This is a genomic window from Pedobacter sp. NEAU-ZC8 (assembly GCF_059278965.1).
This window is the reverse complement of sequence record NZ_JCAJXC010000005.1, coordinates 28,232-43,881: the sequence shown is the minus strand read 5'-3', so window position 1 is coordinate 43,881 and position 15,650 is coordinate 28,232. Positions and strand designations below refer to the sequence as shown.

The window sequence follows — 15,650 nt, the reverse complement described above, 5'->3', positions numbered from 1 at the left end:
TCAATGAATATTTCAAAAAATCTGAAATTGATGATGTTGTTTATAGGTATCCCATTAACAACATTAGCTTGTAATAACGATAAAAAAACAGAAGCCATGCAAGAAGAAAATAACATTTCGCTTTTCCCAAAAGGTAACCGCGTACCCAAAGAATGGTTTAGCGGTGAAGCTTTTTTACAACCATTATTGGCAAAAGACAAAAGCAATAATTTCGCATTAGGCAGCGTAAGCTTTGAACCAGGTGCCAGAACAATTTGGCATACCCATCCCAAAGGGCAGGTTTTGATTGTTACCGAGGGTAAAGGCTGGTATCAGGAAAAGGGAAAACCTGCACAGGTCATAGAGAAGGGAGATGTTGTAAATATCCCTGAAAGCGTGGAGCATTGGCACGGAGCAGCAGCCGACAGTAAATTGGTACACATTGCCATTACCAATTACAAGGGCGAAGAAAATGTAACATGGCTGCAACCAGTAACAGATGCAGACTATAATGAGGTCAATAAAAATTAAACAATCAATTATGGTACACTTCAAGTCCTTTTGGCAGTGGATACTTCTTTTGGGTTTAATCCTAAACGTAAATACAATGAATGCACAAACTAAAGCCGAAGCTTTGAACGCACAGCAACAAAGCATTGTAGCTATATCTGCACTTACGGCAGCGGGCGATTTGGGAAATTTGAAAATTCAGCTAAATACAGGCTTGAATGCCGGACTTACCATCAATGAAATAAAGGAAGTCTTAACACAGCTATACGCTTACAGTGGTTTTCCTAGGAGCCTTAATGCAATAGGAATTTTTATGAATGTTCTGGAGGAAAGAAAATCCAAAGGCATTCAAGATCAACAAGGAAAGAAAATTGTTTTAGGTGCCAACACAACCGATAAATACGAACAGGGCAGAAAAGTTTTGGAAATTTTGACTAAAATGCCACAGACAAAACCTGCGCCCGGTTTTGGAGCGTTCGTGCCACGTATGGATGCATTTTTAAAAGAACATTTGTTCGCTGATATTTTTGATAGTGATGTACTAACGTTCCAGCAACGGGAATTGGCAACTATTTCAGCATTGGCTGCAATACCGGGAGTAGAACCGCAGTTGAAGGCACATATCAGTATGGGCAAAAATACTGGAATTACTGATGCGCAAATGGTGCAAATCACCAGTTTAATAGAGCAGTATATCAACAGGACGCAATCAAATACCTTGCGGGAGTTACTTTCGCAACCCACGGTTCCACTTATCGAACCAGATATGTTGGTACGTATTTCTGAAATTGAAATCCTGCCAGAACACTTGGAAGCATACAACACGATTCTAAAAGATGAAGCCTCTGCCTCTGTTAAATTAGAGCCTGGGGTGATAGCTATTTTCCCAATGTACGAGCAGAAAAACCCAACGCAGATAAGGATTATCGAAATTTACGCCAATAAAGCTTCTTATCAGTCGCATTTAAAGACGCCCCATTTTCTTCATTATAAGACAAATACACTTCACATGATAAAATCATTAAAATTGGTAGATATGAACAGCCTTGATACAGCAACAATGATGGAAATTTTTAAAAAATTAAATTAGAAATCATGACAACAAAACATTTTGCAATCATCTCATCGTTTCTTTTGTTGATTGCCACCGGAGTACAGGCGCAATCAGGTTCTGATACAACGAAAACAAAAAGCACACATAAAAAATACCAGGCTAAGGCACCAAAAACGCAGCCCTTTAATGCCAAAGCATTTCTGCCTTCAGATAAAACAACTTTACGATGGTTAGGGATGGCGGGGTTTTTCGTCAATAGCAGGGGCACAACCTTTATGATTGATCCATTATTGGATGATTTTGATATGCCCTTAATGATTGACTTTCCCATTGCATCAAAGGATGTTCCCCAGCTAGATGCTGTATTGATCACACATGCGGATAACGATCACTTCAGCCTTTCTACCAATCGCAACCTGAAACCGGTCACCCGTAGCTTTCATTCGACGGTTTATGTCGATTCGCTTATGAAAAATGAAGGCTTTCCTTCGTTTGGACATAACATAGGCGATAAGTTCAATGTGGGGTCTGTACGAATAAAACTAACCCCAGCTGATCATGCCTACCAAAATGCTTATCCCGGAACGAGTACACGTTGGTTCAAAAATGAAGATGCCTGTGGGTTTTGGATTGAAACACCCGATGGAACCATTTGGGCACCAGGAGACTCCAGGTTAATGCCAGAGCATCTGCAATTCCCAACACCAGATGCCATTTTATTTGACTTTTCGGACAGTGAATGGCATTTCACATTGGCAGGTGCCGTGAAAATTGCCAATGCATATCCGAATACACCGCTACTGCTGAATCATTGGGGATCGGTGTATGCTCCGGATTTTACGCCGTTCAATGCAGACCCGGCGGTATTAAAAAAGCTTATAGTGAATCCTGAACGTGTCATTGTATTGGCGCCTGGCGAAGCATACCATTTAAAGCCCCTTAAAAAAGTTAAGTAGTATCCTGACAAAAAAGTAAAAGCCGATGTTACTGCGAATAAATCTAACTGGGTCTTCACCTTATTTATTGGCAGTTAATTGTAATAAAATGGATATAGAATTGAGAATAAAAGGAAGAGTTGTCAAGAATACAACTGGGAATGTAAAAACCGGGATAGCCGCCATCATTTGGGCTTCAACAATGTTATGGGGAATAGGTGTTTATGGGCAGTCAAAAACTGATGAACACAACGGAAATCGGAAAGCCACGACACTGGTGATAACTTCACACCCCTATCCGGATCGATCTGTTATAAATAAAGCATTACAGCAGACTGTGGAGAATATGGATGGGGTCATTTATAGAAACCTGGAAACATTATATGGTAACGACATCAGTGGTATTAACGTGGAGGCTGAACGAAAAGCTTATGAAGGGATAGATAGGGTCGTCTATATGTATCCTATTCATTGGTTTAATCTGACACCGATGCTTAAAGCCTATTTTAACGAGGTCTGGTACCAATGGGCTCCTCAAGCACTGAAGGAAAAAGAGATGTTGATTGTAGTGACCGCAGGTGCAGATAAAGACGCTTATTCCCATGTTGGAAAAGTAGGTCTTACGATTGGGGAGGTTTTGGCTCCGATGAAAGCGAGTGCCAATTACCTGGGGATGACCTATCTGGAACCTCTGGTATTTCTTGGTGTTAGTAAAGCAAATGAAAATGAGATTCGCATCTATCAAAAGCAACTTTCTGAAAGGCTCCGCAAGAGGGATTAAGGAATTGGAAAAAATAAAGAATCAAAACTAATAAGACCAAGGACTAAAAGCTTTTTTCTTTTGCTGTAATATAGGCGATCGATCTTTCTTTTCGCAATATCCTCTTCTAAAAGGACGGCACGGGCAGGTCTGACCCAATTAATGATTTATGGCAAAAAAGAGAAATCGTAGTTTGTTCAACAAATTTGGCCTGTGCCAAATCTTGTATACTCCATTATTCCACCGTGGCTGTTGCACAACTCGAATAAATACAGATTTTGCTTTTATAAAATTGCTGAAATGCGTAAATTAAAGGCATGCAAGGCAGAAAGGATTATACCGAAAAGCTGTTCACCAGCTTCCAGCTCTCGAGCCGGGTTCCAAAGGAAAACCTGTACCGCAAACTCCGCGAAACGCTTGATCTGAGCTTTCTATACAAAGACACAAAAGAACTTTATGGCAAGACCGGCAACCCGTCTATTGATCCGGTGGTCTTTTTCAAGCTACTGCTTACAGGCTATCTGGAAAACATTACATCCGACCGAAAGCTGGTAGAGCATTGCTCCATGCGGATGGATGTATTGTATTTTCTGGGCTTTGATATAGATGAAGAGTTGCCATGGCATTCAACAATCAGCAGAACAAGGCAGCTTTATCCGGCATCCTTATTTGAAAAGCTATTCAACAAGGTGTTTACCCTTTGTGTAAACAGTGGAATGGTTTCCGGTCATACTCAGGCGGTAGATTCAGCGCCCGTTAAAGCAAACGCATCAATGGAAAGTGTGGTGCTGAAAACACCTGCAACCTCTATTGATAGCCATTTAAAAAAAGTGGAAGAAGAGAATCGGGAAGTTAAAAAGAATAATGATCCACCTAGCTCAGGGCAAATAACTGCGCCAGAGCACGAGTTAAGTCGGGTTAAAAAACGCCATCAAAGCCTGCTTGATAATCCAGTTGGGGCACCAGGGGCATCACACGAAAAAGCACAGTTACTTAGCAACAAAACACATTACAATCCGCATGATCCGGATGCCCGTATATCAGTAAAGCCTGGCAAAGCCAGAAAACTGAACTACCACTGCAGTATGGCCGTGGATACAGCTGAAGGTGTAATTTCACATATTCAGGCAGACTTTGCCGATGGCAGAGACAGCCAGTATCTCCCTAGCATTGGAATGCAGGTGCAAAACCGCTTAAAGAAAAACGAACTTGCACTGACGGACCTGCTGGCAGATGCAGGTTATTCTAACGGCTTTAATTACAAGTTTCTTGAACAAAGAAATGTTACCGGATGGATACCCGTATTTGGCATGTATAAACCTGAGATCAAAGGCTTTCCTTACAATAAGGAAAAGGACGAATACAGATGTCCGATGAACAAAACCTTACCATTCACGGGATTTCATACGAACAAGGATGGTACTGTATTGAAAAACTACTATGCAGCATCCAAGGATTGCAAAGTTTGTCCCATGAAATCTACCTGCGTACCAAATATACCATGCAGAAAGATCACCAGGACGGTTTATGACGAGCAGTATTTGAGGGCTTACAGTAGACAAAAAAGTAAAAGAGGCAAACAAATGAAAAAACTGAGGCAAAGTACAGTGGAACCTGTCTTTGGAAGTTTGACTCAATACTATGGATTACGAAAAATAGGTGTACTCGGTAAAGCCGACGCCCATAAAGTCATGCTGATGGCTGCAATTGCCTTCAATTTGAAAAAGTACCTGAAAAAAGGAGGTCGAAAGCCTTTCCAAGCCTTCTTTGAAGCCATTATAAACACCCTACAGCAGCACTTACTTGCATTTTCCACTAACCCAGTTAATCAGTACCAGTTGTCCTAATGGCGGAATACATAATCTGATGAATCAACGGTTTAAAGAACATACCCCTTCTGCAACGGCCACCACCCTTTTATGATAAATCATGTTTAAACCTGAAATAATAATGAATTTAAAAATTACAGCCTTTTATCTGAAAACTAGACGTTAACTATAGACCCACCCACCAATTCTGGCTGAAATAACGTAAAAATGCTACTGCCTTGGCGCAAGTAGCACTTAAACAGTAGCATGAGTAGCAGAATTCTTAAGAATTTGGAGTTAAGAGACCTTAATTACGATTTTTCCGAAAGCCCCTTTTGCCAAATGCTGGTATGCTTCAACGGCCTGTTCAAATGGGTATACCTTTTCAATTACCGGCTTGATATTATATTCATCAAAAGCTTTGTTCATTTCTTCAAATGCAGTTAAGTGGCCTACGGCAATCCCCTGAATTTTGGTTTGTCTGAAGATGATGCGCATCAGGTCAAGATTAGTGGTTTGGCCGGCCAAAAATCCAATAACAGAAATTTGTCCTGTTACCTTAGTTGCTTCAATGGAATCGTTCAAACCCTCGCCACCTACTACTTCCAATAATTGATCAGCACCTATGCCATTAGTTAACCTTTGAACTTCCTTTGCCCAATCAGGTGTTGTAACGTAATTGATGATTTCATCAGCACCAAGTTCCTTTGCCTTCTGACCTTTGGCATCGCTGCTGGTACTGACAATCACACGGGCACCAAGAGCATGTGCTATTTGCAAGCCAAAGATTGATACACCGCCTGTTCCCTGGATAACAACTGTTTCACCTGCCTTTAATTTACCATAGGTTACCAGTGAAAACCATGCGGTCAAAGCAGCAATTGGTAATGTTGAGGCTTCTTCATCAGTGATTGTTGATGGAGCAAGTACGGCTGATTCAGCTTCGAGTATCATATACTCAGCAAGACCGCCTGGATAAGGAGCACCAAGGCAATAATCAGGCTCATCGGAAGCCGGAGCACCATCTATCCAATGCGAGTATAAATGAGATATTACACGGTCTCCAACCTTAAATTTTGTAACATCTGCACCAACGCTGACAACAGTACCGGCAGCATCCGATACAGGGATTAAAGGCTTCGGTATCATTTCAGGCTCATAAATCCCATCAACGATGGCCTTGTCCCTAAAATTTAAAGATACAGCACCTACCTTAATTAAAATTTCGTGCGCTTTTGGCTCTGGTGTAGCAATGTTACCCAGTGTTAAGTTATCTAAACCGAATTCATGAAGCTGCCAAGCTTTCATTGTTGTATTTATTTCAGACATGATCATTTTTATTTAGGGACAAAGATGGGATTAAAATAACTACAAGAACAGGGGCAGACTCAGCAAAAAAAACGAGAACAGTTTGTAACTTTGTGACTATATTCTTGATACAGATGATGACAGGAAAAAGCTTTCGTTACGAACAGATTGCGGAAAAAGTTGAAGAAACGATAAGGGTTCTAAATTTAAAAGCTGGGGATAAGGTTCCTTCAGTCCGTCAGATTGTGAAAGATCATAAGGTAAGTATGAACACTGCCTTCCAGGCATATTCACTGCTTGAAGCAAAAGGTATTATTGTATCCCGACCACGCTCAGGTTATGTTGTAAATTCATTAGGGACATTAAATGTTCCTGAGACAAAAACTTATCCGATGCTTCCAGCAGATGTTGAGATTACTTCAATGGCTGCTACGATGATGAAGAATGCGAAGGAAAATGGCATTATCAATTTTTCGATCCTGGCACCTGTCAATGAGTTCCTACCGATAACAAGTTTAAACAAATTCGTGAAGGCTTCACTTGCTGAGGCTGGTAATGATAATTTTCAATATCCACTTGTAGACGGACATCCTCATCTGCTTAAGCAAATAGCAAAACTATCCCTGGAATGGCAATATCCTGTAGCCTCTGACAAGATATTGGTAACCAATGGAGGAATGGAAGCTATCAACCTTTGTTTGGATGCAATTGCAGCTCCAGGTGATATCATAGCTGTAGAATCCCCAACTTACCATGGCATTTTGCAAAGCTTAGAGCGGCGTGGACTTAAAGCACTTGAAATAAGGGTTGACCCGGAGACCGGACTTTGTATCGAAGACCTTGAATTGGCACTTCAAGAAAACAAGATTACCGCGTGTGTTTTTATGCCTCGCTGCAACAATCCCACTGGATTTTCAATGCCTGAGAGCAATAAGATCAGATTGGTTGAATTGTTAGGTGAAAAGAATGTTCCGCTAATAGAAGATGATTGCCTTGGTGAATTAGGCTTTGATAGTGCTAATGGCCTTCCTGCAAAAGCCTATGACAAATATGATAATGTGCTTTATTGTTCTTCCTTTTCAAAGACGCTGGCGCCTGGCTTTAGAATAGGGTGGGTATCATCAGGTAAATACCATCAGAGCATAGAAAAGTTAAAATTTGGATCTAACATTTCTACCAATGGTATCTTTCAATATGCTATTGCAAAGTACTTGGAAAGTGGTTTGTATAATAGGCACATTAGAAAAATGAGAAATGATCTTCAAGGGCAAATGATCAAGTATATCGGAGCGATAACCGAACATTTTCCTAATGGAACCAAACTTGCGATACCAAAAGGTGGGCTAAGCATTTGGATAGAGCTTCCAAATGAAATTGATGCATTCGACTTTCAGAAGAGGGCACTAAGCCAAGGAATCGGTATTTGTCCTGGGCATATTTTTTCATCCTTCAACTACTATAATAATTATATACGATTGAACTGCTGCCCATTGTGGAACAATAAAATCGATAAAGCAATTAAGGTGCTGGCAAAAGTAATGTAGTTAGCTATGAACACAGGAAGTAATAATAGCCCCATTATCACTAATCTACTTCTTTTCTAATGAAGTGTAGCCAGCCATAAGAAATAGACCGTTTTTTGATAGACACGAGACGGGTAGGACATATTGCCTAGTACTATAGTACAGTAACCTTCTTTATACCACTCATCAGTTTGTATTACCGCTTATCACAATTTGACAGAATAAGCGTACGGATCATTTATATTTGGCCCAATACAACTAGAAAAATGAAAAAAATTACGCTTCTTCTATCTCTATTACTACTATCAACTTTACTTAATGCACAAGACCTAACAGGTTCCTGGTCTGGAGCGCTGCAGATCCAGGGAACAACATTACGTATTGCATTTAACATCAGTGCTGCTAGTTCCGGTTTTACCAGTACAATGGATAGTCCTGATCAGGGCGCTCGTGGGATACCTACCAGCACCACCACTATAGCCGGTAATGATATTACTATTGAAGCGCCAAACCTTGGCATCAGCTACAAAGGCACTTTTCTCCCAGACAGCAACATTATCAGGGGAATTTTTAAACAAGGCCCAGCAAACCTGCCACTTATCCTTTCTAAAGCTTCGGAACACATAGCGACAGTTGCTAAACCGGCAAAAAGGCCACAGGATCCAACAGAGTTTCCTTACAAACAGGAAGAGATTAGCTTTCAGAATGTTAAGGCTGGTAACCAGCTATCAGGAACACTGACCATGCCTTCAAGTGGTAAGGTTTCTAAAATCGTGGTATTAATATCAGGCTCAGGAGGGCAGAACCGGGACGAAGAAATCCTGCCTTTTAACCACAGGCCATTTTTGGTTTGGAGCGACTGGCTTACCCGAAATGGGATAGCCGTATTGAGATATGACGACCGTGGTGTGGGCAAGTCTACTGGTCAACAGGCCGGTGCAACGAGTGCAGACTTTGCAGACGATGCAGAAGCTGCAATTACCTATATCAGTCAACGACCGGATCTTAAAGGACTTTCTATTGGGTTTTTAGGTCATAGTGAAGGTGGCATGATTGCGCCAATTGTAGCGGTTCGCAATCCGCGGGTAAAGTTTATGGTACTGCTGGCCGGACCCGGTGTGCCCATCTCTGAACTGATGGTAAAACAGAATAGTGAGTCACTACGCCTTGCAGGTGCTCCAGATAGTATTAATGTTTCAATATCATCCCTGAACAGGAAAATATATGCTGCCATAGGCACTTATAAAACGTTAAATGCTGAAGATTTCAAAATAAAGATGGATACTGTTCTATATTCGGTAATCCGTGGTGATCAACCTGGTGATCCTTCGCCAGAAAAGATCGAGCAGTTGGTGAGGCAAAATTCCAAAGCGCTGAATACGCCTTGGTTCAGGTATTTCATTGCCTTTAATCCAGCAGATTACCTTACCAAGGTTAAATGTCCTGTACTTGCCATAAATGGAACTTTAGATTCGCAGGTTGATAGCGAAACAAATTTAAATGGGATAAAGACAAGCCTGCTCAAAGCAGGGAATAAAAAGTTTGAGATTGTACCACTATCAGGCCTCAACCATTTATTGCAGAAAGCAACAACCGGGTCCGTAAGTGAGTATGCTGAAATTAGTGAAACTGTAAATCCGCTAGCACTAGAAAAAGTATCCACCTGGATTAATAAACTGTAGTGAAACAAAAATCGTGGTTTTGGGCATTACAGGTTCTTGTCTGGCTAATAATTGGTCTGATTAACTTTTCTGTCCAATACTTTGCCGGTCACTTCAGTGCGACAATTGCAGTGCTTAATTTTACCGGTATGGCTGTAGGTGGCTTTATAGTTACATCAGCTTATCGGTTCTTCTTAAAACGCCAACCCTTTTTAAGGCTTAAACCCGGCAGGTTTATATTGACCTTATTAGCTACAGGCATGCTGCAATCTTTTTTATGGATTGGCTTCATTTATTTAATAACTCTACCATTTGCAGCGAAATTGAGCATCAATTTTTTACCATTGTTGTTTAATTTGGCACCTCTGCTGACGATCGTGCTTGCCTGGGATTTTGTTTACATGAGTTACCACCTGATCAGAAGGTACCATACCAATGAAGTCGAAAAGTGGAAGCTTGAGGCAGAAGTACAAAAGGCGCAGCTCGGCGCACTCAAATCTCAGATCAATCCCCATTTTTTATTTAATGCATTGAACAATATCCGGGCATTAATCCTTGAGGATCCAACACTGGCAAGAGAGATGCTTATCAAGTTCGCTGACATATTTAGGCATTCTCTACAGTATTCCGGTGAAAAGCTTATCACTGTAACAGAGGAAATTTATATACTTACGCGGTATTTTGATATACTAAAACTCCAATATGAGGATAAACTCCATTATACCATTGTTTCTGATGATGAAGCACTCCAGAAAAGTATCCCTCCAATGATCCTACAGTTATTAGTTGAAAATTCAATTAAGCATGGAATTGCGTTAACTAAAGAAGGAGGCATAGTTGCTGTTGAGGTGAGCAGTAAAAAGGGGGAACTGCTGTTGAGTGTAAAGAATAGCGGAACGCTGCAGGTTAAAAATACATTGGAAGATAGTCTGGGTATTGGATTGAACAATATTTCCGAACGACTTTCACTGATTTATCCTGGAAAGGCAAAACTCATGATATCAGAAGAGCCACCATTTGTGATTGTCAATATTTTAATCAAAGAATGATTACCTCTGTAATTGTAGAAGACTCTAGGCTGGCAAGGAAAGAACTATTGGAGTTGTTGAAAAATCACCCTAACATAACAATTCTGGGTGAGGCAGATGCAGCAGAATCGGGTTTGCAGTTGATAAAGCAAACTAAGCCAGATCTTATTTTTTTAGACATTCATCTACCAGGGAAAAATGGCTTTGAAATTCTACAGGAGTTAGACACCGTTCCTGTAATCATTTTTACAACTGCATTTGATCAATATGCATTAAAATCATTTGACTTTAATACCATTGATTATTTGCTTAAGCCTATCTCAGCGGAAAGGCTTGAAAAAGCAATTTTAAAAGCCGAAGCATTGCTTAAACAGAAGTTGGATACCCAAGATGAAGATAGATTACAACTTACCGATAGAATATTCGTAAAAGACAGGAACCGATCTTGGTTTGTGACGGTTGCGGAAATCCGCATATTTGAATCTCAGGGAAATTACACGCAGGTCTTCTTTGATCAGGAACGTCCACTTATCTTGAGAACCTTACAGCAAATCAGCAATAGTGTCGACGAGCGATTCTTTTTGCGAGCGAACCGCCAACAGCTCGTTAACACAAGATTTATCATGGATGTTGCTGAATTGCCAGGTAGCAGACTTAAACTAACACTGATTACAGGGGAGGAGATTCGAGTTTCCCGCCGTCAGGTAGGTAAAATAAAGGCCCATTACGGCCTATAGAGTCTATTGTTAGCATTAAGTTATCCATGAAATTACCGTTAAATGAGAATTACCAATTCGAAGGCCACAACATTTTACCCTTAAAGAGTATAGTTTGGCTCCATCCTTTTAGTTGCAGGTGGAATAAGAATCATGTCATACTTTTGCATGTAGTTTTGCATTGTTTTAGAGAGTTTTATTTTCCCTTCCCAACCATCTTTCGCCAATTGCTTCAGATTAATCAAGCTCCAGCTTTTTTCATCAGTATACTTTAACAATTGTGAATCATCAGGATCCAACTCATCCGTTAAAACACCCTTTTCATCAATTCTATATCTGGCAAAAGAAATCACGGAGAAGGCTTTTGTACCATTATACTCTGCCAGTTCATAAAGAGTGTTGCCAACCTCTTGAAACCCACTAGAACTGGTTCCCCTCGCAGTATGTACTGCTCCTAACTTTACAAAAACCTTCGGCAGGCTTTCATTTTTACACGCTTCCTTGTATAATTGAACAAAGTTGCTCTTCATATTTATCACTCTCGGATGCCAGTTATTTAAACGTTCTTGTTGGTATAGTCTCCAGGATTGGGTAATCTGATCTATCAACCACTTATTTTCGGGGGTTTCTGCTATTAGTGAGAAAAAACGTTTGATGAGTGGTGACGACAAGAAATTAGCACACAAAGGGTATTTTTTGGTCACCTTGTCCAGTGCATATTCATTGATAACGTATTTTCGAGCATCCTCATAAGCTACTTTGATTTGCTTATCCCTCGATGACTGTTGATAAAGCTCATCCAAAATGAGTAAAGACGCATTATAGTTTTCGAAATCAATACCCCATAAATTCATGCCATTGTTCATAGCTCCTTTAAGAAGTAATTCTTCATCCTGGCCATCAAAAAAGCCAAAAGGACCTCGACCTAAATACTTTGCGTAACGACTGTTAAATACACCAAGAGACTCTTTTTTTTCATAAATAGATGTGAGCTTTCTTGCTGAAGCAGGCCCTATTTCTACCGCGAAGTGCCTGTAATCACTTGCCTTTAGAAACGGCATGATAGCAGCAGTGAGTTGTTGTAGCTCCACCATATCATGTTCTTCGCCTATTAGAAAAAACTGCGATTGTGCTATGTTTGTTTTTAGACTATCTGCTCCAGCACCTGTAAGTGCTCCATTCTCCAACTTGAAGTGATAAGTAGCGGCAGCAATGGGATCTGTTTGTCCATTAGTGACCGAAAAGAGAAGTGGTAGTACAAGGAGAGTTAAAATATATTTTATCATCGCTATGGATCAAGATACTTATATAAACTATACTTTCAAATCACGTATTGAGATCAAAGTAACATCAGATCTATTTGCAAATATGCAATATCATTATTCCCTCAATTTTTGACCAGGTAAAAAGAGCTAGTATAAAACCTGTCCGCTCCCCTCCCCGACCATTGGTACTTCCCCCAATTATCAAGAACTCATTCCATTAATCAAACGGTATTTTCTAGTTTTTGATAATGAGTAAATGATAATCCAAAATGCTCCTCCAAAACCTCCGTCTCTCTAATCGATCACTTTTAGCAAACAAGCCAATATTGACTACCTCGCTGATTTCAACCCTTATCTAAACACAAACCGGTCTTATTGTTCCGTCTCATTAATCAATGTATTTTTTATCGCTCGTCGAAACGTTTAAGTATCAATTTCCAAGAAGTAAGATCGGTGCAAGCTAATCTACAATCAGATACTCAAGTCTCTTTTCATATGAAGAGACATCTACCTGCAGTACAGTCCACCCTAACACAAAAAAGCGCCTATGAATTGCTTCACAGGCGCTTTTAATTTATGTATTGAAAAGAACTAGATCGTTCCTTCTAATTGCATATTTTGTTTGTAGATAGCATGTTTAACTTGCATGCGACGAGCTACGGATTTTTTCTCGTATGCCTGACGACTACGCAGTTCTCTCAAAACTCCAGTTTTCTCAAACTTCTTTTTGAAACGTTTTAGCGCTTTATCTAATGATTCGCCGTCTTTAATATTAATGATGATCATAACGTTGAAATACCTCCTCTCGTTGTTTTTAGGACTGCAAAGGTAGCATAAATTATTTTAATATCAGCACAATAATTATACCCGCTGAAATAATTCAACAGAAAGGTTGGTACTGAAATGTTAGTATTAACAGCTAAAGACCTATAGCCATAATAGGCTAAGACAGCTTTGGGGTCGAGCCGCCCTCAAGCCGCCCTTGACCCGGCCTCCAGCCGGGGTTGACTCGCCCCCTGGCCGGATCAACCCCGGCTGGAGGCCCTATTTACCCCTCTGTGACCCTTAATCATTGCTGCCAATGCGGGTAAGCTAAGACGATTATGGTCCTACTGTGTGGTAGACACAAGAAAATCCGGCACCTCAAATGGAAAGGGCCGGATCAACAATATATTTGGTTAGAATATGTTGGATGGATGTTATTCTTCTTTATGCATTCAGCACTTCACGAGCGATGACGATCTTCTGGATCTCTGAGGTCCCCTCGCCTATTGTGCAGAGTTTACTATCACGGTAAAACTTCTCCACCGGAAAGTCTTTGGTATAACCGTAGCCGCCGAAGATCTGTACGGCTTCAGTACTGGCCTTCACGGCAACTTCTGAAGCGAAGTATTTGGCCATTGCAGATTCCTTTGTCATCTTCTGTCCACGGTTTTTCAGATCGGCAGCCTGTCTGATCAAAAGCTCTGCAGCTTCGATCTCTGTAGCCATATCCGCCAGTTTAAAGCTGATACCCTGGAAGTTTGCAATAGGTTGTCCGAACTGATGGCGCTCCTTGGCATAAGCTACCGCAGCTTCATAAGCGCCTTTGGCGATACCCAGAGATAATGCAGCGATCGAGATCCTGCCGCCATCGAGTACTTTCATGGCTTGTTTGAAACCTTCACCCTCAACGCCAAGCAGGTTTTCTTTCGGTACCCTGCAGTTGTCGAAGATCATCTCTGTGGTCTCGGAAGCACGCATACCCAGTTTATTCTCTTTTTTACCAGCAGAAAAACCTGGTGTTCCACGCTCCACGACGATGGCAGAGATACCCTTAGAGCTACCCGATTCACCGGTACGCACCATAACAACGGCGACATCGCCAGAGTTACCATGGGTGATCCAGTTCTTGGCGCCATTGATCACGTACTCGTCGCCTTCCAGCCTGGCAGTGGTCATCATCCTTAAAGCATCTGATCCTGTGTTGGCTTCTGTAAGGCCCCAGGCACCGATCCATTCTGCTGTAGCCAGCTTCGGCAGCCATTTCGCTTTCTGCTCCTCGTTTCCGAAGACTAATATATGTCCTGTACAAAGGGAGTTGTGTGCTGCAAGCGAAAGGCCGATAGAGCCGCATACCTTTGAAATACCGACGATGACGTCTACATACTCCTGGTAGCCAAAACCTGAACCGCCATAGGTTTCGGGTACGAGCACCCCCATCAAACCCAGTTCACCGAGTTTTTTAAATACCTCCACCGGGAAGATCTGTGCCTCGTCCCATTCCATCACATGTTCACGGATATGTTTCTCCGCGAAATCCTTAACCATACTCCTAACCATCATCTGGTTCTCTGATACAGAAAAGCTGTATCCCATTGGTTCACTTAATGTTTCAAGCATGTTGTTGTGTTGTATTTTCACAATGATAAAGAATTATAACAACAGCAATTACAACAAAATATTTGCCCAAGAACAGAATGAAATGGTATTTAGTTCAATATCCCGATTGGTTAATCCATCCCCTGCTAAACACAGCAACACAAAGCCAAGGAGATTTTTTTTCAAAAAGGCCTGAGTTGCATTGAATTTTAGGTGTAAGAAGCCAAAGAAAAGGTCACCGGGCTAAATTCAGCCAGTCTTTCCTCACCTTTAAGGAAGTCTAATCCAATGATAAAGGAGAAAGCAGAGACTTCTGCACCAAGTTGTTCGATCAGTTTTGCAGCTGCTACAACCGTACCGCCAGTGGCCAGTAAGTCGTCATGAACAAGCACCTGCTGTCCTGCCCTTAGTGCATCCTCGTGCAATTCCAGTACAGCACTGCCGTATTCCAGGTTGCAAGCCTGCTGAATGGTTTTGAAGGGAAGTTTACCCGCTTTGCGGATCGGCACGAAGGGAACATTCAAGGCCTGTGCAAGCAGCATTCCGAAAAGAAAACCGCGACTTTCAATACCTGCCACAACATCGATCTGCACACCAGACAAACGCTCCACTAATGCCTGGGTGATTTCCCTGCACAAAGCAGCATCTTTAAGAATTGGCGTGATGTCTTTGAAAATGATACCTGGCTTTGGAAAATCAGCCACATCTCTAACGGTGTCTTTAATTTTTGACTCAATCATAG

Annotated in this window: 14 protein-coding genes; 9 read left to right on the top strand and 5 right to left on the bottom strand. The window is 41.2% G+C overall.

Features of this window, described 5'->3' with window-relative positions; genetic code table 11:
* Positions 1 to 3: 3 nt before the first annotated feature.
* From AC5WJX_RS05545 to AC5WJX_RS05525, 5 genes are all read left to right on the top strand, one after another.
* Positions 4 to 510 carry a (R)-mandelonitrile lyase gene (locus AC5WJX_RS05545; protein ID WP_494483699.1) on the top strand — a complete coding sequence of 169 codons (507 nt, stop codon included), beginning with the start codon at positions 4 to 6 and terminating at the stop codon, positions 508 to 510.
* Positions 511 to 586: 76 nt separating this feature from the next.
* Positions 587 to 1,579 (top strand): carboxymuconolactone decarboxylase family protein, encoded by a 993-nt coding sequence (locus AC5WJX_RS05540; RefSeq protein WP_494483698.1) that lies wholly within the window; start codon positions 587 to 589, stop codon positions 1,577 to 1,579.
* A gap of 5 nt (positions 1,580 to 1,584) precedes the next feature.
* Positions 1,585 to 2,499 (top strand): MBL fold metallo-hydrolase, encoded by a 915-nt coding sequence (locus tag AC5WJX_RS05535; RefSeq protein WP_494483697.1) that lies wholly within the window; start codon positions 1,585 to 1,587, stop codon positions 2,497 to 2,499.
* Positions 2,500 to 2,587: 88 nt separating this feature from the next.
* Positions 2,588 to 3,259 (top strand): NAD(P)H-dependent oxidoreductase, encoded by a 672-nt coding sequence (locus AC5WJX_RS05530; RefSeq protein ID WP_494483696.1) that lies wholly within the window; start codon positions 2,588 to 2,590, stop codon positions 3,257 to 3,259.
* Between the two features lie 296 nt (positions 3,260 to 3,555).
* Complete coding sequence (locus AC5WJX_RS05525; protein ID WP_494483695.1) at positions 3,556 to 5,085, top strand: IS1182 family transposase; 1,530 nt, start codon at positions 3,556 to 3,558, stop codon at positions 5,083 to 5,085.
* A 258-nt stretch (positions 5,086 to 5,343) separates the two neighbouring features.
* Here AC5WJX_RS05525 and AC5WJX_RS05520 read toward each other — a convergent pair whose 3' ends face one another.
* On the bottom strand, positions 5,344 to 6,375 hold the full coding sequence (locus AC5WJX_RS05520; RefSeq protein WP_494483694.1) for a zinc-dependent alcohol dehydrogenase family protein: 1,032 nt from the start codon (positions 6,373 to 6,375) through the stop codon (positions 5,344 to 5,346).
* Positions 6,376 to 6,488: 113 nt separating this feature from the next.
* On the opposite strand from AC5WJX_RS05520, the gene AC5WJX_RS05515 reads away from it, so the two are divergent.
* From AC5WJX_RS05515 to AC5WJX_RS05500, 4 genes are all read left to right on the top strand, one after another.
* Positions 6,489 to 7,898 carry an aminotransferase-like domain-containing protein gene (locus AC5WJX_RS05515; protein ID WP_494483693.1) on the top strand — a complete coding sequence of 470 codons (1,410 nt, stop codon included), beginning with the start codon at positions 6,489 to 6,491 and terminating at the stop codon, positions 7,896 to 7,898.
* A 245-nt stretch (positions 7,899 to 8,143) separates the two neighbouring features.
* A complete protein-coding gene (locus tag AC5WJX_RS05510) occupies positions 8,144 to 9,559 on the top strand; it encodes an alpha/beta hydrolase family protein (protein ID WP_494483692.1) in 1,416 nt (471 codons plus the stop codon).
* A complete protein-coding gene (locus AC5WJX_RS05505; RefSeq protein WP_494483691.1) occupies positions 9,559 to 10,587 on the top strand; it encodes a sensor histidine kinase in 1,029 nt (342 codons plus the stop codon). The genes AC5WJX_RS05510 and AC5WJX_RS05505 overlap by 1 nt, the downstream gene beginning before the upstream one ends.
* Complete coding sequence (locus AC5WJX_RS05500) at positions 10,584 to 11,303, top strand: LytR/AlgR family response regulator transcription factor (protein WP_494483690.1); 720 nt, start codon at positions 10,584 to 10,586, stop codon at positions 11,301 to 11,303. The genes AC5WJX_RS05505 and AC5WJX_RS05500 overlap by 4 nt, the downstream gene beginning before the upstream one ends.
* Before the next feature lie 80 nt (positions 11,304 to 11,383).
* Here AC5WJX_RS05500 and AC5WJX_RS05495 read toward each other — a convergent pair whose 3' ends face one another.
* From AC5WJX_RS05495 to AC5WJX_RS05480, 4 genes are all read right to left on the bottom strand, one after another.
* Positions 11,384 to 12,568: a hypothetical protein gene (locus AC5WJX_RS05495; RefSeq protein WP_494483689.1), complete on the bottom strand. Its 1,185-nt coding sequence runs from the start codon at positions 12,566 to 12,568 to the stop codon at positions 11,384 to 11,386.
* 570 nt (positions 12,569 to 13,138) lie between these two features.
* Complete coding sequence (rpsU, locus tag AC5WJX_RS05490; protein WP_440427677.1) at positions 13,139 to 13,333, bottom strand: 30S ribosomal protein S21; 195 nt, start codon at positions 13,331 to 13,333, stop codon at positions 13,139 to 13,141.
* Between the two features lie 423 nt (positions 13,334 to 13,756).
* Positions 13,757 to 14,929 (bottom strand): acyl-CoA dehydrogenase family protein, encoded by a 1,173-nt coding sequence (locus tag AC5WJX_RS05485; RefSeq protein ID WP_494483688.1) that lies wholly within the window; start codon positions 14,927 to 14,929, stop codon positions 13,757 to 13,759.
* A gap of 188 nt (positions 14,930 to 15,117) precedes the next feature.
* Positions 15,118 to 15,648, bottom strand: a complete 531-nt coding sequence (locus tag AC5WJX_RS05480) for an adenine phosphoribosyltransferase (RefSeq protein ID WP_440427681.1) — start codon at positions 15,646 to 15,648, stop codon at positions 15,118 to 15,120.
* Positions 15,649 to 15,650: the final 2 nt, after the last annotated feature.

Excerpts from the sequence above, each read along its gene's own strand:
- AC5WJX_RS05545 (WP_494483699.1), top strand. The coding sequence starts at position 4 with ATGAATATTTCAAAAAATCTGAAATTGATGATGTTGTTTATAGGTATC.
- AC5WJX_RS05540 (WP_494483698.1), top strand. The coding sequence starts at position 587 with ATGAATGCACAAACTAAAGCCGAAGCTTTGAACGCACAGCAACAAAGC.
- AC5WJX_RS05535 (WP_494483697.1), top strand. The coding sequence starts at position 1,585 with ATGACAACAAAACATTTTGCAATCATCTCATCGTTTCTTTTGTTGATT.
- AC5WJX_RS05530 (WP_494483696.1), top strand. The coding sequence starts at position 2,588 with ATGGATATAGAATTGAGAATAAAAGGAAGAGTTGTCAAGAATACAACT.
- AC5WJX_RS05525 (WP_494483695.1), top strand. The coding sequence starts at position 3,556 with ATGCAAGGCAGAAAGGATTATACCGAAAAGCTGTTCACCAGCTTCCAG.
- AC5WJX_RS05520 (WP_494483694.1), bottom strand. The coding sequence starts at position 6,375 with ATGTCTGAAATAAATACAACAATGAAAGCTTGGCAGCTTCATGAATTC.
- AC5WJX_RS05515 (WP_494483693.1), top strand. The coding sequence starts at position 6,489 with ATGATGACAGGAAAAAGCTTTCGTTACGAACAGATTGCGGAAAAAGTT.
- AC5WJX_RS05510 (WP_494483692.1), top strand. The coding sequence starts at position 8,144 with ATGAAAAAAATTACGCTTCTTCTATCTCTATTACTACTATCAACTTTA.
- AC5WJX_RS05500 (WP_494483690.1), top strand. The coding sequence starts at position 10,584 with ATGATTACCTCTGTAATTGTAGAAGACTCTAGGCTGGCAAGGAAAGAA.
- AC5WJX_RS05495 (WP_494483689.1), bottom strand. The coding sequence starts at position 12,568 with ATGATAAAATATATTTTAACTCTCCTTGTACTACCACTTCTCTTTTCG.
- rpsU (WP_440427677.1), bottom strand. The coding sequence starts at position 13,333 with ATGATCATCATTAATATTAAAGACGGCGAATCATTAGATAAAGCGCTA.
- AC5WJX_RS05485 (WP_494483688.1), bottom strand. The coding sequence starts at position 14,929 with ATGCTTGAAACATTAAGTGAACCAATGGGATACAGCTTTTCTGTATCA.
- AC5WJX_RS05480 (WP_440427681.1), bottom strand. The coding sequence starts at position 15,648 with ATGATTGAGTCAAAAATTAAAGACACCGTTAGAGATGTGGCTGATTTT.